The 26117-nt window shown below is 56.9% G+C and carries 25 protein-coding genes, 1 tRNA gene and 1 pseudogene; 21 read left to right on the top strand and 6 right to left on the bottom strand.

The features are described 5' to 3' along the window. Positions 1-79: 79 nt before the first annotated feature. Together PQQ53_RS01585 and PQQ53_RS01590 are read right to left on the bottom strand one after the other, a co-directional pair. A complete protein-coding gene (locus PQQ53_RS01585; protein ID WP_408323142.1) occupies positions 80-955 on the bottom strand; it encodes a patatin-like phospholipase family protein in 876 nt (291 codons plus the stop codon). 42 nt (positions 956-997) lie between these two features. Beyond that, positions 998-1402, bottom strand: a complete 405-nt coding sequence (locus tag PQQ53_RS01590) for a PaaI family thioesterase (protein WP_408139774.1) — start codon at positions 1400-1402, stop codon at positions 998-1000. 205 nt (positions 1403-1607) lie between these two features. On the opposite strand from PQQ53_RS01590, the gene PQQ53_RS01595 reads away from it, so the two are divergent. The 4 genes from PQQ53_RS01595 (at position 1608) to PQQ53_RS01610 (ending at position 8417) form a co-directional block, all read left to right on the top strand. Beyond that, a tRNA-Lys gene (locus PQQ53_RS01595) sits at positions 1608-1683 on the top strand. Between the two features lie 709 nt (positions 1684-2392). Continuing rightward, a complete protein-coding gene (locus tag PQQ53_RS01600) occupies positions 2393-2923 on the top strand; it encodes an ImmA/IrrE family metallo-endopeptidase (protein ID WP_408323143.1) in 531 nt (176 codons plus the stop codon). Between the two features lie 35 nt (positions 2924-2958). Continuing rightward, positions 2959-4194, top strand: a complete 1236-nt coding sequence (locus tag PQQ53_RS01605; protein WP_408323144.1) for a hypothetical protein — start codon at positions 2959-2961, stop codon at positions 4192-4194. A 533-nt stretch (positions 4195-4727) separates the two neighbouring features. Continuing rightward, positions 4728-8417 (top strand): type IIG restriction enzyme/methyltransferase, encoded by a 3690-nt coding sequence (locus PQQ53_RS01610; RefSeq protein ID WP_408323145.1) that lies wholly within the window; start codon positions 4728-4730, stop codon positions 8415-8417. A gap of 43 nt (positions 8418-8460) precedes the next feature. Here the strand turns inward: PQQ53_RS01610 and PQQ53_RS01615 are convergent. Beyond that, a pseudogene (locus PQQ53_RS01615) lies at positions 8461-8709 on the bottom strand (phage portal protein); the annotation flags it as partial. Positions 8710-8807: 98 nt separating this feature from the next. On the opposite strand from PQQ53_RS01615, the gene PQQ53_RS01620 reads away from it, so the two are divergent. The 8 genes from PQQ53_RS01620 (at position 8808) to PQQ53_RS01655 (ending at position 14621) form a co-directional block, all read left to right on the top strand. Beyond that, entirely contained in the window at positions 8808-9149 is a 342-nt protein-coding gene (locus PQQ53_RS01620) for a hypothetical protein (RefSeq protein ID WP_408323146.1), read from the top strand. 115 nt (positions 9150-9264) lie between these two features. Beyond that, positions 9265-10230 carry a DUF932 domain-containing protein gene (locus tag PQQ53_RS01625; protein ID WP_408323147.1) on the top strand — a complete coding sequence of 322 codons (966 nt, stop codon included), beginning with the start codon at positions 9265-9267 and terminating at the stop codon, positions 10228-10230. 72 nt (positions 10231-10302) lie between these two features. Continuing rightward, on the top strand, positions 10303-11301 hold the full coding sequence (locus tag PQQ53_RS01630; RefSeq protein ID WP_408323148.1) for a YqaJ viral recombinase family nuclease: 999 nt from the start codon (positions 10303-10305) through the stop codon (positions 11299-11301). A gap of 53 nt (positions 11302-11354) precedes the next feature. Beyond that, a complete protein-coding gene (locus tag PQQ53_RS01635; protein WP_408323149.1) occupies positions 11355-12269 on the top strand; it encodes a recombination directionality factor in 915 nt (304 codons plus the stop codon). Between the two features lie 104 nt (positions 12270-12373). After that, complete coding sequence (locus PQQ53_RS01640) at positions 12374-13213, top strand: hypothetical protein (protein WP_408323150.1); 840 nt, start codon at positions 12374-12376, stop codon at positions 13211-13213. 96 nt (positions 13214-13309) lie between these two features. Then, the gene (locus PQQ53_RS01645) at positions 13310-13693 is read left to right on the top strand and encodes a hypothetical protein (RefSeq protein ID WP_408323151.1); all 384 of its coding nucleotides are present in this window, start codon (positions 13310-13312) and stop codon (positions 13691-13693) included. Beyond that, entirely contained in the window at positions 13690-13983 is a 294-nt protein-coding gene (locus PQQ53_RS01650; RefSeq protein ID WP_408323152.1) for a hypothetical protein, read from the top strand. The genes PQQ53_RS01645 and PQQ53_RS01650 overlap by 4 nt, the downstream gene beginning before the upstream one ends. Next, positions 13983-14621 carry a hypothetical protein gene (locus PQQ53_RS01655; protein ID WP_408323153.1) on the top strand — a complete coding sequence of 213 codons (639 nt, stop codon included), beginning with the start codon at positions 13983-13985 and terminating at the stop codon, positions 14619-14621. The genes PQQ53_RS01650 and PQQ53_RS01655 overlap by 1 nt, the downstream gene beginning before the upstream one ends. Here the strand turns inward: PQQ53_RS01655 and PQQ53_RS01660 are convergent. Next, entirely contained in the window at positions 14599-14940 is a 342-nt protein-coding gene (locus PQQ53_RS01660; protein WP_408323275.1) for a helix-turn-helix domain-containing protein, read from the bottom strand. The two genes, PQQ53_RS01655 and PQQ53_RS01660, sit on opposite strands and share 23 nt — an antisense overlap. A gap of 191 nt (positions 14941-15131) precedes the next feature. Here PQQ53_RS01660 and PQQ53_RS01665 point away from each other — a divergent pair, with 191 nt between their 5' ends. From PQQ53_RS01665 to PQQ53_RS01700, 8 genes are all read left to right on the top strand, one after another. After that, positions 15132-15410 (top strand): GntR family transcriptional regulator, encoded by a 279-nt coding sequence (locus tag PQQ53_RS01665; protein ID WP_408323154.1) that lies wholly within the window; start codon positions 15132-15134, stop codon positions 15408-15410. 49 nt (positions 15411-15459) lie between these two features. Further along, on the top strand, positions 15460-16815 hold the full coding sequence (locus PQQ53_RS01670) for a hypothetical protein (RefSeq protein ID WP_408323155.1): 1356 nt from the start codon (positions 15460-15462) through the stop codon (positions 16813-16815). Positions 16816-16975: 160 nt separating this feature from the next. Next, a complete protein-coding gene (locus PQQ53_RS01675; RefSeq protein ID WP_408323156.1) occupies positions 16976-17788 on the top strand; it encodes an HlyD family secretion protein in 813 nt (270 codons plus the stop codon). A 21-nt stretch (positions 17789-17809) separates the two neighbouring features. Next, the gene (locus tag PQQ53_RS01680) at positions 17810-17977 is read left to right on the top strand and encodes a hypothetical protein (protein ID WP_408323157.1); all 168 of its coding nucleotides are present in this window, start codon (positions 17810-17812) and stop codon (positions 17975-17977) included. 416 nt (positions 17978-18393) lie between these two features. Continuing rightward, positions 18394-19470 (top strand): AAA family ATPase, encoded by a 1077-nt coding sequence (locus PQQ53_RS01685; RefSeq protein WP_408323158.1) that lies wholly within the window; start codon positions 18394-18396, stop codon positions 19468-19470. A gap of 3 nt (positions 19471-19473) precedes the next feature. Continuing rightward, the gene (locus tag PQQ53_RS01690) at positions 19474-21672 is read left to right on the top strand and encodes a S8 family peptidase (protein WP_408323159.1); all 2199 of its coding nucleotides are present in this window, start codon (positions 19474-19476) and stop codon (positions 21670-21672) included. Between the two features lie 410 nt (positions 21673-22082). Then, positions 22083-22721 carry a Cap15 family cyclic dinucleotide receptor domain-containing protein gene (locus PQQ53_RS01695; protein ID WP_408323160.1) on the top strand — a complete coding sequence of 213 codons (639 nt, stop codon included), beginning with the start codon at positions 22083-22085 and terminating at the stop codon, positions 22719-22721. Continuing rightward, positions 22721-23854, top strand: coding sequence for a nucleotidyltransferase family protein (locus PQQ53_RS01700; RefSeq protein ID WP_408323161.1), 1134 nt, complete (start codon positions 22721-22723; stop codon positions 23852-23854). The genes PQQ53_RS01695 and PQQ53_RS01700 overlap by 1 nt, the downstream gene beginning before the upstream one ends. Positions 23855-24285: 431 nt before the next feature. On the opposite strand, the gene PQQ53_RS01705 is transcribed toward PQQ53_RS01700, so the two are convergent. Together PQQ53_RS01705 and PQQ53_RS01710 are read right to left on the bottom strand one after the other, a co-directional pair. After that, positions 24286-24705, bottom strand: a complete 420-nt coding sequence (locus PQQ53_RS01705; RefSeq protein WP_408323162.1) for a hypothetical protein — start codon at positions 24703-24705, stop codon at positions 24286-24288. A gap of 13 nt (positions 24706-24718) precedes the next feature. Further along, on the bottom strand, positions 24719-24979 hold the full coding sequence (locus PQQ53_RS01710) for a DUF2158 domain-containing protein (RefSeq protein WP_408323163.1): 261 nt from the start codon (positions 24977-24979) through the stop codon (positions 24719-24721). 466 nt (positions 24980-25445) lie between these two features. On the opposite strand from PQQ53_RS01710, the gene PQQ53_RS01715 reads away from it, so the two are divergent. Then, positions 25446-26096, top strand: coding sequence for a hypothetical protein (locus PQQ53_RS01715; RefSeq protein WP_408323164.1), 651 nt, complete (start codon positions 25446-25448; stop codon positions 26094-26096). Positions 26097-26117: the final 21 nt, after the last annotated feature.

The raw sequence follows: 26117 nt of genomic DNA on the forward strand, positions 1-26117 counted from the left end.
CTGCCGGCGACGATTGCCGGTGGCGGGTAGCCGGCCTGTGCGCGGTCTCACGCAACCTGTCCTCGCGACGCCGCTCGACTCAGCGCGCTTCGTGCGCGCCAGCCTCCAGCAGATCGGGCACGCGTTCGAGGAAGGTCTCGCCATCGGCGCGGCCTAGGTTGTATGCATGCGTCATCTGCGAAGGGCTGGTGTAATCCCAGCTCGAAATCGGCACCTTGCGCGACGGCTGCACGTAAAACCGTTGCTGCTCGCCGTGCGGCACGACGAACATCTGCGGTCGCGGGTAGAGACGCGTGACCATCACCAGCACGTTACCGGGGACGTCGGCGTCGAGTGCGCCGACCGGCACGTTGTCGACCATGCCGCCGTCCAGCACCGGCCGGCCGTTGCGCCGCAGAACTGGCGTAAAAGGCGGCGTACTCGACGATTGCAGGATCAGATCCGCCAGATCCTCGACGCTCGCGCAATCCTGCGCACGCACGAATTCCGGGTGAAAGCCGAGCGTCTGACCCAAGGTCGGATGCAACGTCTTGCGCACGTATTTTTCGATGTTGTACGCGATCAGGCCCGCGGCGACCGCGCTACGCGCGCCCAGCCAGCGCGGCAGATGTGACACGCCGATGCGGATTTCCGGCGCGTCGGCGAGCGTCGAAAACTTCTCGCCGTAGATGTCGAGCAGCGCCTTCCGGTAGATCCGGTAGTGCGGAAACACCGACTCGCCGCGCAGCAGGTTGCCCCAGTAAGCGTTGCGCGTGTTATGGCGCAGCGCGTCCTGGTAATAGCGCATTACCCAGTCGGAGTCGCGCGTGTAGAGCATGCACGCGGTCGCGGCGCCGGCCGAAATGCCGGTAATGACGCGCGGCCGGATCTGTAGCTCCGGCTGCACCACGTCCCAGAAACCCGCCTGCCACCAGCAGCGGTTGCCGCCGCCAGCGAATACGACCTGATCGAACATCCTGGTTTTTCCTCTCGGGCGGCTTGCCGCGCTGTTTCTGTCTCAGTCGAGCAGCGCGTAGGTGGTGGTGGCGTGGACGGCCATGTTGCCGGTTTCATCGAACAGTTCGACTTCGCCGAACACCAGATTGCGGCCCATGCGCAGCACGCGCGCGGTGATCAGCACGTCGCCCTTGCGGACCACGCGCATGAAGTTGATGTTCAGCGACACCGTGCTCATCGGCTTGAAGCCGCCGAGCGCGGCCGAAATGGCGACGACCATCGCCGTGTCGGCGGCCGCCATGAACACCTGGCCGCAGATCACCCCGCCCGCATGGCGCAGGCCGCCGGAAAACGGCAGGCGCAGCGTGGCGCTTTCTTCATCGACCTTGACCGGGGTCAGCGTGAGCGCACGGACCCATGGCGCGAGGATGCGGTCGAGCAACTCGATAATTTCTTTCTCATCCATGGCAATCCCCGGTCGGAAGCCGCGCGACGCTTCGCGCGGCGAGATGTCCGCGACATGATACCGGGACGATCAACCCCGCGCCTTTTTCACGCTCGCGGCGCCGTCGAGGAATGGCTCGACTCTGCCGGCGCGATTATTTTTAAGAAATTTACTAAAGGGGGGGTTGGCAAGCTCGAAAAGTTACTGCATAATTTCGCTTCTGTTGGGGGCGTTAGCTCAGTTGGTAGAGCAGCGGACTCTTAATCCGTAGGTCGACAGTTCGAATCTGTCACGCCCCACCAAGGAATTCAAGCACTTAGCCCAGTCATCGCGACTGGGCTTTTTGCTTTCTGGAATTCATGTAGGCACCATGTAGGCATTTTGGGTCAACATCAATCCATGTCAACCGCCACGCGTCAGCGCGTTTTGACGTCAGCGATTTATTGCCTGCCCCTTCTCCACATGCCCAATAGCTAGAGCGATCCCCAAACCCGTCGAAGGATTGCGATCTCGGCTTATTGGCCAGCCTCGCGCTACATATGCGCCACGGTTGTGGGAGTCCGGTCTCGTAGCGCGACAGTTAATATCGACCGCCCGTGATCTTGCGTTACGGTCGCCCGCGTCAGGAGCATGGCTCAGAAGGCGCTCCCAAAATCGCGATCGACCTTTGCGAAAAAATGGAACACCGACGACCTCTGCCTTCGGAGTCTTGCCGACGCGTTACGACCCTTTATAAATCCACGCCTTACGCAACTCGCAAACCGCAAACCCAAGGCGAACCAAGGTGAACATAGGCCGATCCATGTCAGTCTAGGTGCAATTTAGCTGCATGCTTTGTCAGGCTTCGGAGGAAGCGTTAACGATAATGCGTCGCAACAACATGCCTCCCTGTTGCATTGCGTCGAACGCTCGAATACTGTATAAACATACAGGAATCACAAAGTATTTCCCTTTGTCAAGGGGCTTCGCTATAATTCCCGGTCAACAGAAAATAGAACCTTTGGGGCTCACATGAACTCGCTCGTCTTTGCATCGCCAGAGCCGTGCAACCTTGGGAAAAGGGGCGTTGGCGCCTTGGCAGAGAATCTTGCGCGCCACGTCCAATATGAGGTCGGCTCGGACCTTGAGTCTCTCGTTACCGGTCTGGGTGGCGAAATTCGCTATCAAGATATCTGGGAACTGGATTCCAGCGAATCTGGCTCTATCGAGATTCACGGGGACAAGAAGTTCGTTATCACGCTCGCCGCGCATACGAGCCGCGCACGTGATCGATTCACGATCGCTCACGAGCTTGGCCACTATTTTTTGCACTATCGTCTTCCCCGAGTAAAGGGGAAAGATGTTGGTCCTGTGCGAGCAGCGCGCTACGGCGGAGACTTGGTAGAGGTTGAGGCCAACTGGTTTGCTGCCTCCTTCTTGATGCCCGAAGCAAAGTTCAAAGAAGCATTCGAAGCAACCGGCGGCGACCTCGTGGCCTTGGCGTCGCAATTTGGCGTTTCCACTTCTGCCGCGGGCGTTCGCGCAAAATCCCTCGGTCTGTAAAACAATAATTCAGGCGGTCATCCGCCACGTCCGTCATGACAACCGATACCCTGGCGGAGCTTCCGGATTTCTTGAAGCCGAAGCTCCGTCTTTTCATGAGCGTTGATATCACGGGGTCAACGCAGTTCAAACAAATCCTTTCACACTCGCCGCACAAAGGCGGAACAGCGCACAAGGAAGAGAGCGAAGAAGGCGTGCCCTCTGAGCCGTGGCTATCGCCTATTCTCGAGTTTTATGAGCAAATCTCGGCTGTTTTCGACGACCAATGGAAAGCGGTCGCAAAGCACGCTCAGGAGGAACCGCACGAGTGGCCTGTTGGTGATCGGCCAAGCGTGTGGAAAGCTGTCGGCGACGAACTTATTTTCACCAAAATCCTTACGGATCATCGTCAGGCGTACCTCTCTGTGCTCGCCTGGCTCCGCACGATTCAAGAGTATCGCCAACGTATTAAGCGGCACAGTGCCGGACTCGACTTGAAATGTGCAGCGTGGATAGCAGGGTTTCCGGTCAACAATGCCGAGGTTGTTCTAGACCATGAGCCTTCGGGTCGGCTGGCAAGTTCCGATGACGGCGACTATATCTTTGGCAATCTGGCCCGCCTCTGTTCAACGAATGGGAGCCAGCCGCCTGCCGGTCCAGACTCGGAACGCAACATCACGGGCATTCGCGACTTCATAGGGCCGTCTATCGACACGGGCTTCCGGGTCGCATCCGTTGCTTCGCCGCGCAAATTTGTTCTCGCAGCCGACCTCGCTTTCATCCTGTCACATGTTGCGGGAAATCTCACTACGTCATGGACACTCGAAAAGCTCGTCTTCTACTATGAGGGTCGAAGGGACCTGAAGGGTGTTACAAACGGAACTCCATATCCGATATTTTGGGTCAATGCCGTCCTCCCAGACCCACTGATGGAGATCGAAGATAGGATCGAGAAGCGCGAACCGACCGCTGCAAGTGAGGTCAAGACTTTCTGCGAGCGATACCTTGAAAAGAACAAAGATACGCACGTAATGAAGCCGTTTATCTTCGGTGATTCTGATGGCCTCTTCAAGCGAATTCCCCACCGACACAGCGAGAAATTGACGAAACTCGCGAGCTACTGGAAACAAGAGAGTGCTCGCCGTGAGGCAGAGCAGAATGCCCAACTCGAACCAGAAGGCACTGCGGCGCCTAACGAACCAGCCGCAACTGCAAGTGACCTTGATGCACTTTCTTCACAGCTTGTATTAGAAAACACATCGCCTCCTGCGCCCCAGGCATCCGAGGCGTAACGGAACTAGTTACCAAAATTAGAAGACTTTCCTCGTTTCTAAGCAGGCGCCGGTCGCGCATTAAAACTCGACCGCGCGCATCAAAACGAATCTTATTGATGCACCAAAATTCCCGCTCTCCGCTCGCTGCTCGCGACTTACCGGCCGATCGGTGAGTGCATCAAAAGTAGATCCTTAAGCGAAGCTCGCAGGCGCGGAGGGGACTGCGATTTTGAGGTCGCGGTCGCATCATCTCGAAAGCCGACAATCGACCGTCGGCTTGCGGGATTCGCGCCCCGGGCGAAAAGCAGCGGGCCGCTGTATGCCTCGAAACTGCGCCTACCCCTTGCGAGAGCCGACTCTTTTCGCCGCTCGTGTCACGTGCCGTGATGGTCGACGCCGCAACTTGAGAGAGGCCGTGCGTTCCGCTGTCCTGCGAGCCAACGATTCTTTGCCAGCCGAGTCTCTCTCGTCGGTCTAAGTCCCGCCGTTCAATCGTTGCCGGGCGTGTAAGATAACGCGGCCAATAGCCACGCCACTGGATAAACGAGAGAATGCCGACCACCGTTGCTACACCGTCCGAGTCGATCAACAAGACCTTTCTTAATCGACCGCTGGCACATGCCACCTACAGCACCTTCGCTGCAGCGCTGCAAAAGCTAGTGGACAACAGCACGAATCAAAAGCAGCAGACAGAGGAATATCACAAGACGCTCTTGCGCGATTTCCTGAATGAGATCGGATACGGCACAAAGTATTCTATTAACGTTTCGGATCGGATAGATCTCGCAATATTCGAGTCGATCGCGGCTGACGCACGCGTTTCCGTTATCTTTGAAACGAAAAAGCGTGGTAACGCGGAATTATGTCGAATCAAAGACCTAAACAAGAAGGCTTTGCAGGAGGCCTTGCTGTATTACCTTCGGGAGCGCGTCGGGAAGGTAATGGAGCGCGAGCCAAACCTCAATATCAAAAACATCGTTATCACCGATATTGATAACTGGTTTGTTTTTGATTCTAGGGTCTTTGAAAATTCATTCATGCAAGACGCGGCTCTTACCAAGGCATTTGCAAACTTTGAACGTGGCTCTCTCTCCGCGACGCGAACCGAAGCGTTTTATGCGGAGATAGCGAAGCCGGCGATAGATCGCCACATTGATGAATTAGAGTACACTTATTTCAATCTTTCCGAGTATGTCGAAAAAGGAAAGGTTAAGGCTAGCAAGGAATTGAACGCAGTTTGCAAATTCTTATCGCCCGAAAACCTGCTTCGCCTTCCTTTCGAAAATATCGGTAACTCGCTGAATGAAGACTTTTATTCGGAATTGCTTCATATACTCGGCTTGGAAGAAGCAAAAACTAAGCAAAAGAGAATAATTCAACGCAAACCAGAGAGCGAGCGCCTGCCGGGCTCTATGCTAGAAAACGCGCTGCAGATTATTCTCGGACGCGGCCTGCTCGCTAATGTAAAGGATCTTTTACAGTATGGCGAAACGCTTAATGAACAGTTACTTTCTATCGGCCTGCAGCTTTGCACGACATGGTTAAATCGAGTTTTATTTATTAAGTTGCTTGAAGGCCAACTGGTAAAGTACGACAAGGAAGGGAAGTTTCAGCCCTTTCTTTCGATCGATAAAATAAAAAACTACCGCGATCTTGAAGAGCTTTTTTTCGACGTTTTGGCCGTCGAAGTTAATCGCCGTTCTGACGAGGTGTTGAAAAAGTACCCGACAGTGCCTTACCTAAATAGCTCTCTTTTCGAGCCAACGGAACTGGAAAAGCAAACAATTCAGATTAGCGGATTGAAGAACAACGTACGCGTCCCTCTGTTTAAAGGGACCATTCTCAGAAACGAGAAAGGTACGAAGCTGACCGGAGAATTAGAGCTTGCTCGTTACCTTATTGAATTTCTTGAGTCCTATGATTTCTCCGCAGTATCGCCACAATTTGTTCTTGATGAGAACAAGCCCATTATAAATGCCGCTGTCTTGGGTCTTATTTTTGAAAAAATAAATAATTATCAAGATGGCGCCTTCTTCACCCCCGCGTCAGTGACCTCATATATCTGCCGGAACACCGTTCGCAGAACCGTTGTCCGGCGAGTAAATGAAATATTGGGTTGGAAGTGCAACAATCTGATCGATGTCTATAACAACGTCACGAGTGCCAGTTATGAGGACGTGGATCGCATCGTCTCTACGACCCGTATTTGTGATCCGGCCGTTGGTTCGGGCCACTTCTTGGTTGCGGCATTAAACGAACTCTTGTGCGTCAAGCACGAACTTGGGCTCTTGCGCTTTCCCGATGGTAAGATCTTTAAAGGTCAAATTACGGCGGAAGGGGACGAACTCATCGTACTGGATGAAAACGGCGAGGTATTTGAATATGATCGTCGGCTGCCTAATAGTCAGCGACTGCAGGAGCTTTTGTTTTCACAAAAGCGCCTTCTAATTGAGAACTGTCTCTTTGGGGTCGACCTTAATCCGACCTCGGCGCACATTTGCCGCTTGCGCTTGTGGATCGAGCTGCTTAAATCCTCGTACTACAAAGTCGGGGGTGCCTTGGTCGATTTGGAGACTCTTCCTAACATTGACATCAACATTAAAACCGGAAACTCTTTAATAAGTAGGTTCCAGCTTGCAGCTGATTTGAAGACTACGATCAAGCGGAAAACGGCAAGTGCTGCAAATTTCTCCGTGGCTGCCTACCGCAAAGCTGTACATGAATATACGAATGCACACAGCAAGGAAGCAAAGAAGGCGCTCGGTGATTTCATCGCAAAAGTAAAAGAAAATTTCAGGGAAGAGATTAAAACAAACGACAAAGATTACATTGCGCTCGGCAGCAAGCGGGAAGAATTGAGGACATTGCTCAATCAATCTGCGTTGTTTGCTGGAACTGCGGCCGAGGAAGTGGCCAAACAAAAGAAAATTGAAAGACTGGATAGTGAAATAGGTAGGTTTGAGAAAAAGCTGGAAGAACTAGAAAAGGCGGAAATTTATCAGCATGCGTTTGAGTGGCGTTTTGAATTCCCAGACGTGCTGGATGAAAATGCGCACTTCAAAGGTTTCGATGCTGTGGTAGGCAATCCGCCTTATGGCGTGAAGCTTGCGGGCAAGACTTGTGAACGTTTGAACAAATCTTTTGGGAAGGTTCCGGACAAAGAAATTTACTACTGGTTCCTATTGCTTGGCCGTGCCTTGCTGAAAGAAGGCGGCGAGCTTTCATATATCATTCCGAATACGATTATGTTCAACGTATACGCTCGGGACTTCCGCGTTTCTCTGCTCTCCGATTGGGATGTGCTCGAAATTGCAGATTGCACAGATTATCCTGTCTTTTCGGATGCCACCGTGCGAAACGTTATTCTGTCCCTTGCAAAAAGTGGCGATAGCGAAAACGTTCCATATCGCGATGTAACCACTGCAAAATCTCTTAAAGATGTTTTGGACGCTCCGATCGAAATAAAAACGAAGGCCGATCTGATCAACTTTAATACAAACTGGTCGCTTGCCATGAAATTGCCAGAGAAAATGGTCAAGATCATTGGCGCGATCAGGAGCAAATCGACCCCTTTAAGCGAATACTTCCCCGAGACGAGTCAAGGCTTAATCGCTTACGATAAATATCAGGGGCAAACTGAGCACACAATAGCCAATCGTATTTATCACTCAAAAAAGCCAAGTGCATTGCACGACAAAATCTGGTTGCGTGGCGAGGACGTCCGGCCATATTCCTGTTCATGGGGAGGCGAGGACTATTTTAGCTATAGCGAGGGAGTAGCAAATCCGCGCGATCCAAAGTTTTTTGTCGGTCGCCGCCTGCTAATAAGGGAAATCACGAATCCAAGCATTTTTTCCGCCATTACTGAAGACGAGAGCTACAATGATCCCTCCTTGTTGATCGTATTGGATAACCCAGCGAGTCCATTTCCGTTGGACGCAGTCATGGGAATTATGAATTCCCGCCTCGCGAAGTTCTACCATTTCAACTCCTCCCCGAAAGCGACGAAAGGGGCGTTCCCGAAAATTCTGATTACCGATGTCAATACATTTCCTTTGCCGGGTGTGCGGCGCGGTGAAATCCCGGCGATTGCAAAGCTGGCTCGCGAAATGGCTGAAAGGAGGCGTCATGACTCACTGGTCGACCTCTCAGCACTCGAAGCAAGGATGGACCGATTGGTGTGCGACTGTTACGGGCTGACAGAAGAACAAAAGGAACTCGTTCTGTTTTATGGCAAGTAGTGGCGATTGCCGCCCTTACATTCGTTCAGCAGTTACATTGGAACTAGGCGAATGGTTCCGGTCGGTTGATCGCATACGGGTTAAAGCGCACCACCTCGTCGCCGACCCATTCGTTAAGCTGTTCAAAGCGCAGTTGCAGGGGCACGATTTCATTCGCACCGAAGACCTCTGCGGCGGTGTTAGCGGCGGTGTTAGCCGCGCCGAATCCGCCAGTGTTGCTCGGCACGATATCGATAAGCTGGGGGGAAACGCGATGCGCCGCGAGCAAATCGTCGCGCGTCACATTCTTGACCCAAACTGCAGAAAATCTCGCACATATATCACCTCATTGAACATACCCGTCGGTATGTCTGGGCCGCGCTAGGCTGCCCTGAACCTCGTGAGATTGATATGAACACTTCTCTTTCCTGCCCTCGCTGCAACTCCACCCGCATTACGACACGGGATTACGGTCGCAAGGCCGGTGGTGCCGTCGGCGCTGCGGCTGGCGCTGCCGGTAGTGCCGCTGCTGCACTCGGCGGCGCCGAAGCCGGCGCGGCCCTTGGTCTGATTGCCGGGCCGGTCGGTTCGATCTTCGGCGGATTAGCCGGAGGTTTGCTGGGTGCTTTATTCGGCGGTGCGGCTGGTTGTGCAGCCGGTAGCGCCGTCGGCGAACAGATCGACACCCATGTGCTTGACAACTACGCATGCTCCGCGTGCGGCCACGTCTTCGGCAAGCAGCACTCGTCCTGACGTTCTCCCGCTCGTTCGTTTTCCCATTTCCCTTATTCGACGCTATGCCTACAGCCCTTCGGGGCTGTAGGCATTTGTGCGGTCTATTTGTCACTTTCTATTAGGAGCATCAATCGTGCATCTCGTTCAATCCATGGCCTACGCAGGCGATACCCCGTGGCACGGCCTTGGCAATCAACTTTCCCCAAGACAGCCCATCGAAGTCTGGGCGAAACAGGCCGGCATGGACTGGCGCATCGAAGAAGCCGAAGTGCGCTTCGTCTCCGGCATGGCCGGCTCTACGCTCGGCTCGATCCATGCTTTTCCCGAACAGAAGGTGCTGTACCGCTCGGACACCAAGGCACCGCTGTCAGTCGTCTCGTCTCGGTACAACGTCGTGCAGCCCCTTTCGCTGATCGAGTTCTACCGCGATCTGGTTGAGGTCGGCGGCTTCGAGCTGGAAACTGCAGGAGTGCTCAAGGACGGCAAAAAGCTGTGGGCACTCGCCAAGACCGGACAGAGCGCCACGCTCAAGGGCCGCGATCGCGTGAATGGCTATCTGCTGCTCTCGACTTCGTGCGATGGCACCTTGGCGACCACTGCCCAGTTCACCTCGGTCCGAGTCGTGTGCAACAACACCCTGCAAATCGCGCTCGGCGATTCGGCGGGAGCAGTGAAGGTGCCGCACCGTTCGCAGTTCGATGCAGCCGCCGTAAAGCGTCAGCTCGGCATCGCGATTTCGAGTTGGGATGGCTTTATGGCTCGTATGAAAGCCCTGTCCGAATGCAAGGTCAACGATACGGCAGCCGAAACCTTCTTCCGTCGCGTGCTGACCTATCCGGTCGGCTCGGGCCAGCCGGTGCCGGCTACCAATGATTCGGCAATCAAGGCTGTGCAGTCGCTGTATGCCGGCAAGGGCATGGGCTCGACACTCGCCTCAGCATCCGGGACAGCCTGGGGGCTGGTCAATTCGATCACGGAATTCGTCGATCACCAGCGCCGTGCGCGTAGCGACGATCATCGGCGCGATGCCGCGTGGTTTGGTACGGGGGCCACGATCAAGCAAAAGGCATGGGACGAAGCCATCCGGTTGATCGCATGAGTCTCATTCATCACTCACGTCATGCCCGGTCGGGATCGCTCCCGCCGGGCATTTTCATTTGTGGAGGTCGATATGTCGTTACCTGAACCAGCAGGAGGGCATCAGCGTATCCGCACGGCATTGCGTCTCGTCGAGACAAAGGACATGCCGCGCAATGATTGGCTGGAGGTGCGGAAATCCGGGATAGGCGGGAGTGACGCCGCTGCTGCCGTGGGACTCAACCCGTACAAATCCTGCCTCGAATTGTGGCTTGAGAAAACGGGCCGCGATACCAACCTGCCGAAGCCGAATGCGGACGACACAACGGAACCCGTGTACTGGGGAAACTTGTTGGAACCCATCGTAGCCGCGTCGTATACGAAACAAACCGGCAACCGGGTACGGAGGGTCAACGCGGTTCTTCAACACCCAGCGATTCCGTGGATGCTGGCCAATCTCGACCGTGAGGTGGTAGGTGTGCCCGGCGTGCATATTCTCGAATGCAAGACGGCTGGCGAGTTCGGAGCACGGCTCTGGCGCGATGGCGTGCCTGAATACGTAACGCTTCAAGTTCAGCACCAGCTTGCCGTGACAGGCAAGCAGGCAGCCGATGTGGCCGTGCTGCTCTGCGGTCAGAAGCTCGACGTGCATCGCATCGAGCGTGATGATGCGCTGATCGCCCGACTGATGGAACTGGAAGCCGCGTTCTGGCGTTACGTCGAAACCGATACGCCGCCCCCGGCGGATGGTTCCGAGTCGGCGGATCGCGCGCTGCGCTGCCTGTATCCAGGAACGGGTGGCACGGTCGATTTCACAGATGACCGGCGTTTGTCGTCGGCGTTCGCCGATCTGATCGCCGTGCGAGCCGATATCGAAACGCGGCAAGCCATCGAAGCCCAGCTCAAGCAAACCATAGCGCAGGCCATGCGAGAAGCTGATCGGGCCGAATTCGAGACGGGTTCCGTGTCGTTCAAACGCAGCAAGGACGGCTCTGGCATCGACCTGAAACGCCTGCTGGCTGATCACCCCGAGCTGGCCACGCAGTACGCCATCACGAAGCCGGGTTCGCGTCGTTTTTTGATCTCGGCCTGATCCGTTTTTCCATCCCCTGCGCTTTCCCCACTGTTTACATATAGGAACCGGACATGCTCAAAGGCTTGGCTATTACGCCCCCAACTGTAGGAAGGATCTCCATCGGGAGAGTCGTCGAGAAGAACGGCAAACGCCTCCCCGAAAAAGACGACCAATTCACCCTGACCACCCAAGTACAGCAGCGTGGGGAGTGGCTACTCCATCCGCTCAACGAGGAACTGCGCAAAGCCACCACCGGCAAGCTGCGCACGATCCCCGTACGCTTTCTGTTCAACGATCCCGATCTCAATCTGCGCGCTGAATATTCGTGTTTCGATCGCGAGACGGGACGGCCAGTGTGTGTCGGCAATGGTGAGACCTGTCGGCGTGCGAGTGACGCTGGTATCGAGGAACTGCCGTGTCCGACACCGGACGGCTGCGCATTCGGCCAGGGCGGTGTCTGCAAACCCTATGGTCGGTTGAACGTGCTGATCGGCGATGAAGACGAAATGGGCTCGTTCGTGTTCAGAACCACAAGTTTTAACTCGATCCGCACGTTGGCTGCGCGCCTGCATTACTTCAGTGCCGTATCGGGCAATCTTCTCGCCTGCCTGCCTCTGGAACTGAAGCTGCGCGGCAAGTCCACCACGCAGAGCTATCGCTCGGCGATTTACTACGTCGATCTCAGCGTACGCCCGGGCAGCACGCTCGAAGCGGTGATCACTGAGGCTCGCGAGCTAGACACCCGACGCAAATCGGCCGGGTTCGATCAGATAGCGCTCGATGCTGCCGCGCGCGCCGGGTTTGCCAATGGTGCGTTCGAGGACAGTATTGAGGAAAGCGCGGCGGTCGCCGAAGAGTTTTATCCGGCAGAGCCCAATGGTGGCAGTAGTCACGACGGTCACGACACTACCCGCGCAACGCCTCCCAGTAACCTGAAAGACCGGCTGGATCAGCGTGCCGCACTGCTTGGCGGGAAGGCAGCATGATCCGTCGCGTGGCAATCGTTCCGGCAGTCGTGGCAACGGGCACTGCCATCTGTATGTCGGTACTGGCCGGCTGGCAGCGCGGCGGGTGGCTGTCGGAACGGCTCGTGTGGGTCGCGGTGGGTGTCGTGCTGGTTGCTGGCGCGCATCTGCTCCCCGCGTTGTGCCGATCGGCCCCGCTTGCCGTGCGCGGTGTCGGTACGCTGCTGTGGCTCGGCTGCATGGCGGCAGCTTCATTCGGCCACGCGACGTTCTTCCTGCTGTCGCAGTCGCACGCGGGCGATGCTCGGGTATCGGCATTGGGGGACGCCAATACGCCCGCGCATCGCAGTCTCACCGCAGTCATGTCGGATCGCGCATCGGTGACGATGCAACTGGCTCAGGCCCATGCGCACCGTTGTGTCGGTGACTGTCCGTTACTGCGTGGGCGCCGTGCTGGACTAGCCGCTCGACTCGATGCACTGGACGCTGAGGCCCGCGAAGTCCGGCGGGCGCAGGCCGTCGAGGATCGAGCCGAAACACGCCGCGATGTGGTTCGTGCCGATCCGGTCACGCTCCGGCTCGCAACGCTTTGTGGGTTGACGGTCACGAAACTCGATCTACTGGCCGGACTGGCGTTCGCCGCCATCCTCGAAAGCATGGCCTGTCTGCTCTGGTGGCTCGCATTACTGCCACGCACGACTACCGGGACGGCAACCCGTCACGAGGCCGTCGCTCCGGTCACGCCGGAACGACTGAACCCGGCTTCAGCAGTCACGCCTGCCGTTTCGTCCGAATCACTGTTCGCTGTGGCGACGACCGAACCTGAAACCGACCTCATGAAGCTCGTTCGCGACGTTCAGGCTGGCATCGTCAAGCCCACCGTTACCGGCATCCGCCTGCATCTGCGGTGCTCGCAGGCCAGAGCGACGACACTGCGCCGGCAGCTCACCGACCTCACGGCGTAATCCGGGCGCGTCCTGCGCCAGCTTTCCCATTCATCCTGCGATCACGTTATCCGGCTCTGCCTGAGGCCCGTGCTCGTCCTGTTTCTGGAGGCATTCATGAACAATATCACCCGTCTCAAACCGCTGTTCCATCCGGGCCGGCTATTGATCACGCCCGAGGCGCACGCAAAACTGCAAACCAGCCAGATTCCCGTTATCAGCGTCATGCTGCGACATATCGCTGGCGACTGGGGCTGCGTGTGCGACGAAGACCGGGCGCAAAACGACCTATCGATCGCAGCCGGCCTGCGCCTGCTGTCGATCTATCCACTGCCGGACGGCGCTCGCATCCTCGTCGTCACCGAGTGGGATCGCTCTCAGACCGCCATCGAGTTGCTTGAGGAAGCCGCACCGAGCGGAATTTCCCACCCGCAACCGACTGTCCGTCGCAGCTATCCGGCGTGGCCCGATGTGACCTACCAGGCGAGGATCGCAGCATGAGCCAACAGACGCACAATCGCCCCCGGTTTCCGATGGGCAGGACGCTCATCACACCCACCGCACTGTCCATGCTGGAACAGGTCGGGCTTTCGCCGGTCGCCTTACTGGATCGGCATTGCAGTGGAGACTGGGGCGAGCTTGGAGCTGACGACATCGCCGAAAACGAACTGGCGCTGCTGACCGGCAAACGCCTGCTGTCGAGCTACGTGATACCGGGCGGCGGCAAGGTCTGGATCATCACTGAAGCTGACCGCTCGGTCACGACCGTCCTGTTGCCGGAGGACTACTGATGCCCGCCCTGAGCCAGAAGCTGCACCCGGCACTGTATCCGGGAGCGCGGCTGATGCTGGACCATACTCGGCGGCCGGTTTTCAGCCAGCAGGGCGATTGGGATGCCGGCAGCGCCCTGCATTGCGCGGCGATGGCGCTCTCAATGCTCGGCAGGTTGTCCGATCCGGTCGATGTGCGCGGCTATGCGAGCGGCCCCGTCGCGCATTTCTGGGACCGGGCCTGGCCGCACTACCTGCACGGCCTGACGCCTTCAGAACTGGCCGCTTTCGTCTGGGAACTCGGTTGTGATGTGCAGCCCGTTCAGGCTGAAGGCACCGCCCACGAACTCGCGCACTTTTGCTCTGGGGAACAGGCCGCAGGGGGGCCGGTGATCGTCTGGATCGTCAACTGTCGAACCGATGAGCGGCATGCCGCGCTGGTCGTGGGGATCGAGGAGCGCAACGCAATCCCGAAGGCACTATTGCTGCTCGATCCGGCCGGAGCCGAGCCCGTGCTGACAGCGTGCAATGCGCGGCTGGAATTCGGGGAACCTCATGCCTCGTATGTCACGGCCAGCGGGAGTGTGCAGGTTGCCGTGTACGGCGCGGTATCGATCCGCCCACAGGAAACCAGTGCTACCGGAGCCGGCTGCGCTTGATTTCGGGCGGGGTCGCCGCATTGGCCCGGCGCTCGCCGGTCGGTGCGAGCGATACCCCGTCGAGCGGCGCGAACAGTCCGGCCAGCGTGATGTCCAGCGCATGGCAGATGTTCGCCAGCGTCTCGACCGAGGGATTGGCAATGCCGCGCTCGATCGCCGAAATGTACGTCCGGTCAACGTGCGCCTCGAAGGCCAGCGTCTCCTGCGACTTGTCCACTTCGTGCCGGCGTTGCTTGATGCGCTTACCCAGCGCCACCGTAATCGGTGCGGACGAGCGGGTAGCGGGTTCGGGGCGTCGGGCAGTCATGCCAGGCAGGATGCCCGGCTGACGACTGATTAACGACGCTATAAACTCTACAATTAACGTAGTGTTTACTCTTCATTTTAGAAATTTCCTGCCGTTATAGGAAATGAGGCCAGCCGGTTACCGGCCGGCATTGCATTTTCAATTGACGTGTATACACGACATATCGAGACCACCAGTACCGCCTGGCGGATGCCCCGAAACCTATGCACCCCTGGATTTATACCGTTGACCGGCACCGTTACCCACGCTGGGAGGCCATTCTCGCCGGACTGGAAACAGCGATCCGTACCGGCCTGTTGTGCCACGGCGAACGGCTTCCGGGCCAGCGTCTGATCGCCGACCTGATGGGCGTGCACGTGAACACGCTCAACCGGGCCATGCAGGAAGCCGCGCGGCGCGGGCTGATCCATGCGCGCGTCGGCAGCGGCACCACCGTCATCGCTCGTCGCACCCCATCAGACAACACTTTGCCGCCGTCGTAACCAGCAGGCATCGCTGTATCGATTACCTCAACCACAAAGGAAACAGTCAGTGAAGAACAAGCTCAATACGGGGATCACCAGACTCGCGCTCGGCGCGTCGATGTGCGCGGCTCTCGCTGCCTGCGGTGGCGGTGGCAGCAACAATTCGTCGGCCAGCAACCCGGCAGACAACACTCCGACCGTGACCACGAGCGGCACGGCCGCGATTGGCGCGCCAATTGTCGGCGGGGCCGTTTCGCTCAAATGCGCGTCGGGCGCAACCGCTTCGGCCACAACGGGTTCGGACGGTAGCTGGACCGTTTCGCTCAAGAGCACGGACTACCCTTGTGCTGTTCGCGTGGCGGATGGACAGGCGAACGGGACGGCTCTGGCCTCGCCGCTGCATTCGGTCGCCATCGCTTCGGGGACGACCAATATCACGCCGCTGACCGATCTCGAAGTCGGCGTGCTCGGCAAGGGCGACCCGGAAACGTGGTTCAACGGCGCGAAGAACGGCGATCTCGCGGGCGCGATCACGAGCGGCAATCTAGCCGATGCACTGACCAAGCTCCAGACCTCGCTTTCGACTCTGCCGGGTAAGCCGTCGCTACCCGACAACTTCAATCCGCTCACCAGCAGTTTCAAGGCCGAAAAGGGCGATACGGGTGACAACCTGCTCGAAAGCTACGGCGCGGCGTTGACCGCTGCGGGGCTGTCGCAGTCGGACGCGGCCCTGAAAACGGCCAGTGGCACGGCGTTGACGCAGCAGGCTTATGCCGCGACGGCCTACACGACGGGCCTCAGCTATCAACAGGACCCCGTGTCGATCCAGATCGGTTCGTCCGTTAACCTGGACGGCACCTTCGGCATCGCCATCGCCGATCCGAATCGCGGCCAGTACACGGCCAAGGCCAAAATCGACGCGGACGGCAATGTGACTTCGTTTACCGATGCCGGGAAATTCACGGCCGTCGTGTCATTGCTCGGGAATCGCGTCGGCCAGCTCTGCACGGCCAATGGCGTGGGTGGTGTCGCCGCAGGCCAACCGGGACAGTACGCCTACGTGTCGAGCGACCTGACGGAAGTGATCGATCCGAACGAACTGAACGGCCAGAAATTTTACGAGTATGAAGATTGTACGCAGTCGGGTACGTCGGTGTTCGCGAATGGAGCGGCGACGTTCACGGACAAGGACGGCAGCCAGGACACGCCGATCAGCAACATCGCACAGGCATTCACAGCTGATGGTCTCGCGGATACGAAAAACCATTCCGTCGAGCACGCCAAGGCATACAAATACACGGCCAACGGCATCACGAAGTACGTCTACATCACCGTGAACAGCACGACCACGCCAAGCACGAACGAAGATCCGCTCCTGTTCGACATCGATACCAAGTACATCACGATCGGCCTGTCGCAGTAAGTCTTCGGCGTGGCCGTACCCGGATGTTTAAACCGGGGGCTGCGGCACCTTCCTGGCGCTGCGGCTGCCTGTTCGAGTCGGCTGCGCTTTCTTTATCTGGCGAGAGCGATTCCATGAGTCGCGCCAGCCATCCATTCACTTTTTACCGATGAAAACGAAATTGACCAGGCTTGCCTTGGCAGCGTTCCTGAGCGCGACACTGGCCGGCTGCGGCCATTCTGAAATCGATACAGTCAAGGCTGCAATCGTTCCGCAAGACTCGACCCATACCTACGAAACGGCTCTCTCGAATCGAGATTCATGCGAGAAGGATAGCTGGCGCACGTTCAAGGACGACACGAACCGAACAATCGTGGAATATCGTTGCGATCTCAAGAACGGCGCGGCGCTTCTTGCGGCGTTCCGTCAGCAGAAGATCGCCGATACGCAGCACGATTTCCAAGGCTATTCCAACGGCCTCGATCAAACTGCCGGGAACATCCAGAACCCCGAGCAGTTGGAGAAGCAGCTCGCCGACGCCCAGAACCAGCTTGCGCAGTTGCAGGCCCATGGCGCGCCGTCGGCGGAAACGCCGGAGGCGCTGAAACAGGGCATCGTCAATCGCGAAGGGGCGATGGAAGCGGCTCAATCCGCCGTCGAGCGGGCACAACGGGAGCTGGATGATGCGAAGAATGGCCTGGCGGGCGTACAGCAGGAGCGCGCGCGTTTCGAGCAGCAGGAGAAGGATGCACTCGTGCAGATCGACAAGACATACGACGGCGTCACCAAGGCAACAGAAGTCTTCCAATGGTACGTACGAGATGATGAGGTAGTGCCTGCCTGGTCTGGCGTCGAGTTGACGAAACAGGACGGCAGCTCCGTGCGCGAGGACCGTGGCTGGCAGCAGACGATGGGGGATTTGCTTAACCACCGGGGCGATGATCACGTTCATGCCGTGCTCAACATCCCGGACAATATCGTCCTCGGCCAGTAGCCTTCGCCCTCCGAATCGGCAGTGGCAACGACACAGGCCGCCGATGCCAGAGGGGCGTCGAACAATCAAGGTCAGCCCTGCCACGACGCGAAGCTGAAGGACTTCCGCAATGGCATGGGGGAAGAAGCGTCCGTCAGCAACGACATGATGAACGAATGGCGTAGTCAGTGTGGGTTGCCGTCGGCTTAAGCCAGTTATCTGGTCGGTCGAAACATGGTGCCGCCTTTACGGGCGGCTTTTTTTTTGCGGCCCGAGTGCGCCATCCATCGGGCATCTACGAACGTTGGACAATGCGTTCACACGAACGCTCGAATGTCGCTTCCACCTTGGCATGAGACGTCCGTTTCATCTCAAATCAGTCGCATGCTCGGCCCACGCGCTTGTTGCTGCGGCTCCGCGTGCGGGGCGCGGGAAAACGCCTTAGGGATAAAGGTTCCAGTGCGTTCCATGCCGCATCCACACCCCAGCAGTCGAGACTTCTCACCTTGCAGTGTTCTCTCCAGCCGGAACAAAAAAGTTCGCTCTAAAACCGTTGGCACAATGGTACAAATGTTGGTACACTGAAATAACATTGTGTACCGTCTTCATATTAAAAACGGATTTTCATGGTTCAAATTGACGAAACCGAACTTTCATTGCTGTTCCAGCAAGGTGTGCGAGGAAACGCCTCCAGCTTCGTCTTGCTCGCGAGACGACTGGTCAGCCGATTGAAGAAGAGCGACCCTGAGGCCGCCATCGTCCTCGCTGAAACCCTCTCCTCGATGCCTTCGGCCACGCGATCAGTGACCCAGCCAGTGGATGCCGACAGTCGCCGCGGCTTGCTCAAGGAAGAGACTTCTGTCGTTCTCGAGTACGAACCAATCTGGGCACCTGAGATTGCGTCGAAGCTCGCCCGCGTGATCGACGAGCGTAAGCTTGCGACGAAGCTGCGCCTATCTAACCTTGAGCCCATGAAGGCGCTGCTGTTCAAGGGGCCGCCCGGCGTTGGCAAGACAATGGCCTGTCAATGGCTCGCGCGCGAACTCGGCCTGCCACTCTTGACGCTGGACTTGGCTACGGTCATGAGTAGCCTGCTCGGCAAGACCGGCACGAACGTGCGAGCGGTTATCGACTACGGGCGGGAATTTCCGTGTGTTCTTCTGCTGGATGAGTTTGATTCGATCGCCAAGCGCCGGGACGACGACCGCGACGTGGGAGAGCTCAAGCGCTTGGTCACAGTGCTGCTGCAGGCCATCGATGAATGGCCATCGACGTCTTTACTGGTGGCGGCAACCAATCATCCGGAACTTCTCGACCCAGCGGTCTGGCGGCGATTCGATCTTCAACTCGACTTCGACATTCCGTCTGAACTGGCAATCACTCAGTTCCTGCAGGCCGAGGATGTTTCAGCTATAGCTGCAAAGGAACTTGCGGCTATATACGTCGGATCGTCGTACGCAGACCTCCGCCGCTCTGTGCAAAGTGCCAAGAAGGTGGCGGTCCTCGCTGACCGACCCTTTGAAGAAGTCCTGGCTGAAGAAGGATTGACTGCAGCCGCCGATTCTCAAGGCTCGACATTCCTCCGCGACATTAAAATCAGGCGGCTCGCCGCCGAGGGCGTGTCGCACAGGGACATTGCGCAGCAACTCGGCATATCACACCCAACGGTGGGCAGAGCCCTCAAAAAGGGAACGGGGAATTAAACCATGGCGACCAAAAATCTGCTGTTGGGAGGGGGAGAAAAACTTGCGGGCCGCGCAACCATCGTCCGTGGCGGCGGCCCGAAGAAAAGACCGTACACGCTTGACGAGGTACGTGCAGAACTTCTTGAGCCCGTTAACGGCATTGCCGCCGCTTTGCGCGGCGTTCCCGCTAGCGCGAAGCCGCGAGGGGAAGGGGTGTTTGAGATGACGCTGCACCCCTCATTCCTTGCGCGAAGCTACTACCCTGCAAAACTGCTGGCCGCCACTGGTCTCCGTGACGTTGGCAGCAAAGAAAAGACGATCACTCCCAGGAAAGCTACGGAGGACCGGCTCGAAGGCAAGCCCCACGCAACGGCGTCGATTCTTGTGGCCGGAAGGGAAGACGGCATTAACCGGCTTGCTTCGTTTCTCACTGCCGCGAGCGTGCCGGACTACATCGGCCAGCAACTCGCCGAAATCGAGTCGATCAAATGGCTTGACTCGGAAGACAAAGTGCGTGGAGAGCTTCCAGCGGACGACGCCCGTCACTCATTCGAAGTTGCATTGCATGCCGGAGCCAACGAGGATGACATCGTCATCGGCTTTCAGAGGTTTGCAATGCAGTTGGGTGCTGATGTCGACCTGAAACGGAGGATCAGGGTCGGCGGCCTCACCTTCGTTCCAGTCATTGCGACATCGTCTCAACTACTCGCGCTTTCACAGTTCACCTTTCTGCGGGTCGCACGCACAATGCCAGCACTGCGAATCGCTGTGCCGAACATGGTGCGCCAGACCATGAACACGATCCCCTTCGCACTTCCCATCGGCGGTCCACTTCACCCACGCGAGCGGGTCGCCATCTTCGACGGTGGGCTAGGGACCGCTGACCTGTCGGCTTGGGCTACTGAGTACACATTTCCGGAGACATCCGATACATCCGGCGCGCTACTGATGCACGGCAGCGAGGTGACATCAACTTTCCTGTTCGGTCGACCCAAGGATGGAGTACAGATCAAACGACCATTCATGGGAGTCGATCACTTTCGCGTGCTGGCGCCAACATCGGGCCGAGATCCCGACCTGTTCGACGTACTGCTTCGGATCAAAGGTGTTCTCGAAGCTGGCCGGCATAGGTTCGCGAACCTCAGCCTAGGCCCTCGCATGCCGGTCTACGACGACGAGGTGCACGTTTGGACCGCGACGCTCGATCAGCTGTGCGCCAACTACGACATTTTGTTGACTGTTGCGGTTGGCAACGACGGAGAAGCAACGGGTGCCGATCGCATCCAGCCGCCAGGGGATATGGTGAACGCCATTGCCGTTGGCGCGTCCAACTCTGCAGGCGCAAAATGGAAACGGGCTCCATACAGTTGCATTGGCCCAGGGCGCAGTCCCGGTTATGTCAAGCCAGACGGCCTTGCGTTCGGAGGCAGCGCTGGCGAATTGTTCGAGGTTTTTAATCCGCTTCTCGGAAGCGTGGTCGGTGTGTCTGGAACAAGCTACTCCTCACCGTTAACGCTCCGCACAGCCGCCGGAGTCGCGGCAACAACGAGCTATGATCTTTCGTCCATTGCCCTCAAAGCGCTCTTGATCCATCATTCCGAGCACTCTGCCCGACTTCCTCGTGCCGAGGTAGGATGGGGCCGATTTCGTGAGGACTCCATGGCTCTATTGGAATGTGGACCCGATTCTGCGACAGTTATATTCCGGGCGGCACTGGCGAAAGGAGAGTTTCGACGCTGCCCTATTCCTTTCCCTGACGTCTTGATCCCCGGGAAGGTGACGGTCAAGGCGACATTTTGCATTTGCGCGCACACAGACCCGGAGCACGCTATCAACTACACGCGCTCCGGAATGGGAGTCACATTCAGGCCTTTGTTGGGCGTCGGCGACGACACTTCTACCGAATTCTTCGGCATCAAGTCACAGTACAAGGCCGCAGAGCGTGAGATGCGAGACGCCGGTCACAAGTGGGAGACAGTGCTTCACCGCAGCAGAGACTTCACCGACGGCACGTCGCTGTCATCACCGGTCTTCGACGTGGAGTATCACGCGCGCGAGGTCAGCCGCTCGGTTCCACCGGCATCCGCTCCTGATGTGTCGTTTGCGCTCGTCGTGACAGTGCGGGCTCCGGGCGTGGCCAACTTGTACGATCTCATCAGGCAGAAGTATCCGGTGCTGCAGCCGGTTGAACTCCGTGCCGATGTTGTCATCGACACTTGATCAGTGAAGAAAGATGCCTGACTTTTTTATTTCTGTTTCGAACGCAGGGCGGGGAGCCGATCTTGTCTCAAAACAGTACGCGCATTCGTAGGTTTGCGTAATGTCAGCTGTCGAGGCTTTACATGGCCGCAATATTTGTTCGTCAGGTCGCCGCCGTCATGGAGTGTCGTCAATCAAGAAGGCAGCCGTCTTCTCGCAACGCCGAACCAGCCATTCAACGCAGCAATGCGGGAAGGCCGCTTCGACCGAGAATTTTTAAGTCGAGCCGGTATTCGAATCGCAGTCAGCGAATCGGGTTCAGGATACAGCATCCAAGACCAGGATAAACCCTGATTTCCTTAAGCGATTCTTGATTTCGCGATGACCTCCGCCATTTACGTCACTTCAATGAATCATCATATTTCAAGCTAATGATCGCCCCACAAGAACACGAATATTCGGTGATGGGCGGAGCCAATCGGGCAAACGTCGGTCGGCTCTTGAGCTTGGCCGCGAGTGCTATCTCGGGAGCACTGGTGTTCACGCTCCTGACCGCTGTCGATCTAGCAAAAAAATTCGGGTGGAACGTCAATGCACCACCGACTTTGATGTCGTTGCTCGGTGCCGGCACAGTTTTCGGGCTCCTCTATTGGGTGTTGAACAAGTGGGCGTGGAAGTGGCCGGGCATCGGCCTAGCGCTGAAGGTCCCCGACATCTCGGGCATATGGGACTGCGCCGGCAAGACACTCGACGGCGACGGTTCCACCAAGTACGAATGGCAAGCCGAAGTCACTATCGTCCAGTCCTGGGACAAGCTGCGTATCCGCCTCGTCACAAAGACGTCGGGGTCCAGCAGCATCTCTGCCGCACTTGCCCATGACAGCGTTGACGGATTCGCGCTGCTCTATCACTACCGAAACGACCCCAAGGCCGGCGCTGCTGGCTTAGCGTCGCACACGGGCTGCTCCGTCATGACCATCGCCAAGGATCTCAAGTCGGCGACTGGCGACTACTTCAATGGCCGTGGCCGGATGACCTTCGGCACGATGGATTGGACGAAGAGGAATTAATGGCTTCCGATATCAACGCTCGCCTCTCTCAACTCCGGGCACGCCGCAAGGGCGAATCCTCGGTGGTCGCTCTTTTCGAGTCTGCATCAGCCTCCAACAGGTCCTTTGCCATGGATGCTGCGGAAGTCGAGGACTGGGAAAGGCGCGGCAGCTCAAGCCAGCGCTGGACCCGGTACACCATTGGCGTCATGCAGGCTGTGGGGAAGAAGTACACCGAGGTCAGCGAACAGACTGGTGAGCGGGTAGCCAGTCAGTTGCGAGACAGGTTCGCTAAAGCCGGCATCGATGCCGAATTCAGGCTGCAGGGTTCCGTGCCTCTGGACGTCCACATCAAGCGGGTCAGCGACGTGGACGTGCTGGCCATCACAAAGGACTTCTACACGTACAACATCACGGGCGTGCAGGCTGTGCGGGGTGGGTACACGAACCCTTCTCAACGGACTTCAAGTGGCGTCCTGAGCAGCCTTCGGCAGCAGGCTGAGTCGGATCTCGATGACGCGTTTCCAGTGGCAAAGGTCGACAAAACCGGCGCGAAGGCGGTCAAGGTGTCGGGCGGGTCGCTCCAGCGGTCCGTCGACGTGGTGCCCGCTCACTGGTACGACACCAAGGATTATCAGGCCAGTGGCCGACAGGCCGATCGAGCGGTGACGATTTACAACAAGAAGACCGGCGAGACAATCGACAACTTGCCATTCCTTCACATCGAGCGCGTAGGCAGCCGATGCGACGGTATCAACGGCGGCCTGCGCAAGGCAATTCGCCTTTGCAAGAGCGTCAAGGCTGACTCCGACCGCGACATCCAACTCTCCAGCTACGACATAGCCGCCATCATGTACCACGCGGACATGAGCGCGTTGCGCCTAGGCCAGTATAGCGACCTTGCAGTCCTCTCGGAGACGCAGCGTCATCTCGACGCTCTGTATCGCGATCCGGTCGCCGCCGGCAGGCTATGGGTTCCCGATGGAAGCCGCGTGATCTTCGACACAGCTGAGAAGCGCGACTGGCTGCTTCGGCTTTCCGTTGAGATAGATGAGCTTCTGAAAAACGTCTATGAGGAGAACTTCCCCAGCCTGCTGCCGTCAGGCTTGTCGCAAGGCGTGCAGCGCGACCTGGTCAAGGCCTTGCAAGTGTAGTCATGTAGTTCACGATGAACAGGCGTCGTGAATCACGGTTTGAATCATCGTGGCAAGTGATGTAGCGTCTCTGATTCCGGGCCATTTCGAGCGACAATTGCGCTCTAGTGAATGAATTTGGACATCGACAGCAGCTCGATCTACACGGTAAGGAATTTTTGATATTTCTCGGCGAGCAATGCAAACTCGCCCCATCCCAAACGGGAAACCGCCAATCCGACGCCATTCGATGTGATTCCCTCCCAGAACAGTACGATACGGCCTCGCTAATTAACGATAGCTCCAGCAATCAACGCATTCGTGGCTTCGCCAATCGCTACCGCATATCAGCTAGTTCTCTTGAATAACCACAGCGTGTGCCACGTCAAGCGACCAGTCTTCTCCGGACCGGTTAAGGCGACGACGCGGTTGATCTGCGGCGATACAACGAACTACCCGATCTTCTTCAGTGCATGAGGCCACAGTTCTGACCATTGAAGCTGCCTTGGATCATGATCCAAACGGCAAAAAACAATGCCGCTTCGCACGTCAAGCACGCGCAGATTTGCGCTACCTGACTTCAACTGAGCGATATCACCCTTCTTGAATTCCGGGGCAAAAGGAACATCGGAACTCGTTTCGACAAACTCCAGAGTCAACTCTGGACTGTCAGTTTGGCACGTCAGCAGAACCTGCGGGCGCGAAGAAAAGTAAACACACATCAACCTCGGCACTTTCCTGCTGTCGTGGATGACATCGAGCACAGTCATGTCCTCTTGCGGGTTCATATGGGAAGTCGCGGTGACGATGCCCTTGCGGTATCGCACCACCTTACCTACCCACTCGCGGGCCATTTTCTCGGAAACGTTCATCTCACCGCTCCAATCAAATGGTCACGCCTGAAGGCAGACGGCCGTCGTCAAGCTCGATCGAGGTCTCATGCAAGGGTGCCCTTTCGAGCTTGGTCGATCCCGGCGGATCAAACCAACAACAAAGCAGCGCGGGCCCGGTCGGTGTCGGAACGATCTCGTCCACAGTCATCAAAGGTCCGCCCGACCTGAGTCGAACTGTCTTCCCCTTATAGCGTCGGCGCAAAACATCGTATTGCGCTGCCGCCGAGTTTTGATTGCGATCAACGATCGGCATGCCCCACCCCTTATTATTGACAGACGAAGCAGAAATATGAGGGCGCGAAGGAACACTTCAAGTGCCAGGAAGGGAATGTTCGCGGACCGAGAAATCTGCGCCATTTTCATAGTGTGATCCGTTGCATATTTGGAGGAAGAAAAAAGCGGCATAGATAGCACGATCCCTCAATGTCGAGCACACGATTCACTGAAAATATTCACTCCTTTCTCCATACCGTGCAGCATCATAAATTGCAGACCCTATGTAATAGGTTTTAAAAGCAACAATATTTACAAACAACTGACTCCACAAGCAATATCCCTTACAAGGAAAATTAAACAATCCAAAAAATAATTCAATCAACCATACGTCATACACCAATACCGCATTGGATACCACTTACTCAAATAAATAATAAATAATAAATAAATAATTTTCTATTGCATGACTTGATCCGTTGACATAACACCCAACGAGGTTAATCATGTTCGATAGTAGCAAGAAATACTGGTTCGATAAGAATGACGATTACGATACGCGGAGACGGAAGAAGCAATGCTTCACCAGGAGTCAGATAACCGGCCTAGACTTTAAAGGCGAAATGCTCGATGAGCGTGATAGCTATCAGATACTTTTCCTCACGGCAAAAGTCAAGGAGTTATTCCGCGACGACGTTAATTTCCCCACCATGCAGAATTATCGACGCAGGCTATTTCGGCGTATTAAGGATGCGAGGGATTATGCCCGCAGCCATCGAATCAAAGAAAAGAATCGAACCATTCTGCATGACATTTACGGACTGATATGGCGACAGGAATACGGTGAGGACGGTGGCTCGCACCACGTCCATTTGATCGTCTTCGTATCAGTCAGCAGACGCGATCACGTGACGGCCTGTGAGGAATTGGGGATGGTCTGGCAACGTATTACGGGGTGGGGTGACTTTCATAACGGGAACCGGTACGCCCATTCGTACCGGAACAAATGGGGGGTCGCCACGGGTTACTTACACCGTAATGACGAAGAAAAGCGTGAGGCGTTACGCAAGGTCATCGGCCTGTACATGGCGAAGGTAAGCCAGACACCGCTGGATCGAGACGAAGACGACAAGCTGTTCGGTACGAGACGCTTCTAGCGACTGAACCCGGTCTCCGGC

It is taken from the genome of Paraburkholderia strydomiana (assembly GCF_046030495.1).
GTDB classification, from domain to species: domain Bacteria; phylum Pseudomonadota; class Gammaproteobacteria; order Burkholderiales; family Burkholderiaceae; genus Paraburkholderia; species Paraburkholderia strydomiana_A.

Excerpts from the sequence above, each read along its gene's own strand:
- PQQ53_RS01600 (WP_408323143.1), top strand. The coding sequence starts at position 2,393 with ATGAACTCGCTCGTCTTTGCATCGCCAGAGCCGTGCAACCTTGGGAAA.
- PQQ53_RS01635 (WP_408323149.1), top strand. The coding sequence starts at position 11,355 with ATGCTCAAAGGCTTGGCTATTACGCCCCCAACTGTAGGAAGGATCTCC.
- PQQ53_RS01650 (WP_408323152.1), top strand. The coding sequence starts at position 13,690 with ATGAGCCAACAGACGCACAATCGCCCCCGGTTTCCGATGGGCAGGACG.
- PQQ53_RS01700 (WP_408323161.1), top strand. The coding sequence starts at position 22,721 with ATGGCTTCCGATATCAACGCTCGCCTCTCTCAACTCCGGGCACGCCGC.
- PQQ53_RS01690 (WP_408323159.1), top strand. The coding sequence starts at position 19,474 with ATGGCGACCAAAAATCTGCTGTTGGGAGGGGGAGAAAAACTTGCGGGC.
- PQQ53_RS01655 (WP_408323153.1), top strand. The coding sequence starts at position 13,983 with ATGCCCGCCCTGAGCCAGAAGCTGCACCCGGCACTGTATCCGGGAGCG.
- PQQ53_RS01645 (WP_408323151.1), top strand. The coding sequence starts at position 13,310 with ATGAACAATATCACCCGTCTCAAACCGCTGTTCCATCCGGGCCGGCTA.
- PQQ53_RS01620 (WP_408323146.1), top strand. The coding sequence starts at position 8,808 with ATGAACACTTCTCTTTCCTGCCCTCGCTGCAACTCCACCCGCATTACG.
- PQQ53_RS01610 (WP_408323145.1), top strand. The coding sequence starts at position 4,728 with ATGCCGACCACCGTTGCTACACCGTCCGAGTCGATCAACAAGACCTTT.
- PQQ53_RS01715 (WP_408323164.1), top strand. The coding sequence starts at position 25,446 with ATGTTCGATAGTAGCAAGAAATACTGGTTCGATAAGAATGACGATTAC.
- PQQ53_RS01630 (WP_408323148.1), top strand. The coding sequence starts at position 10,303 with ATGTCGTTACCTGAACCAGCAGGAGGGCATCAGCGTATCCGCACGGCA.
- PQQ53_RS01695 (WP_408323160.1), top strand. The coding sequence starts at position 22,083 with ATGATCGCCCCACAAGAACACGAATATTCGGTGATGGGCGGAGCCAAT.
- PQQ53_RS01590 (WP_408139774.1), bottom strand. The coding sequence starts at position 1,402 with ATGGATGAGAAAGAAATTATCGAGTTGCTCGACCGCATCCTCGCGCCA.
- PQQ53_RS01705 (WP_408323162.1), bottom strand. The coding sequence starts at position 24,705 with ATGAACGTTTCCGAGAAAATGGCCCGCGAGTGGGTAGGTAAGGTGGTG.
- PQQ53_RS01685 (WP_408323158.1), top strand. The coding sequence starts at position 18,394 with ATGGTTCAAATTGACGAAACCGAACTTTCATTGCTGTTCCAGCAAGGT.
- PQQ53_RS01605 (WP_408323144.1), top strand. The coding sequence starts at position 2,959 with ATGACAACCGATACCCTGGCGGAGCTTCCGGATTTCTTGAAGCCGAAG.
- PQQ53_RS01710 (WP_408323163.1), bottom strand. The coding sequence starts at position 24,979 with ATGCCGATCGTTGATCGCAATCAAAACTCGGCGGCAGCGCAATACGAT.
- PQQ53_RS01665 (WP_408323154.1), top strand. The coding sequence starts at position 15,132 with ATGCACCCCTGGATTTATACCGTTGACCGGCACCGTTACCCACGCTGG.
- PQQ53_RS01585 (WP_408323142.1), bottom strand. The coding sequence starts at position 955 with ATGTTCGATCAGGTCGTATTCGCTGGCGGCGGCAACCGCTGCTGGTGG.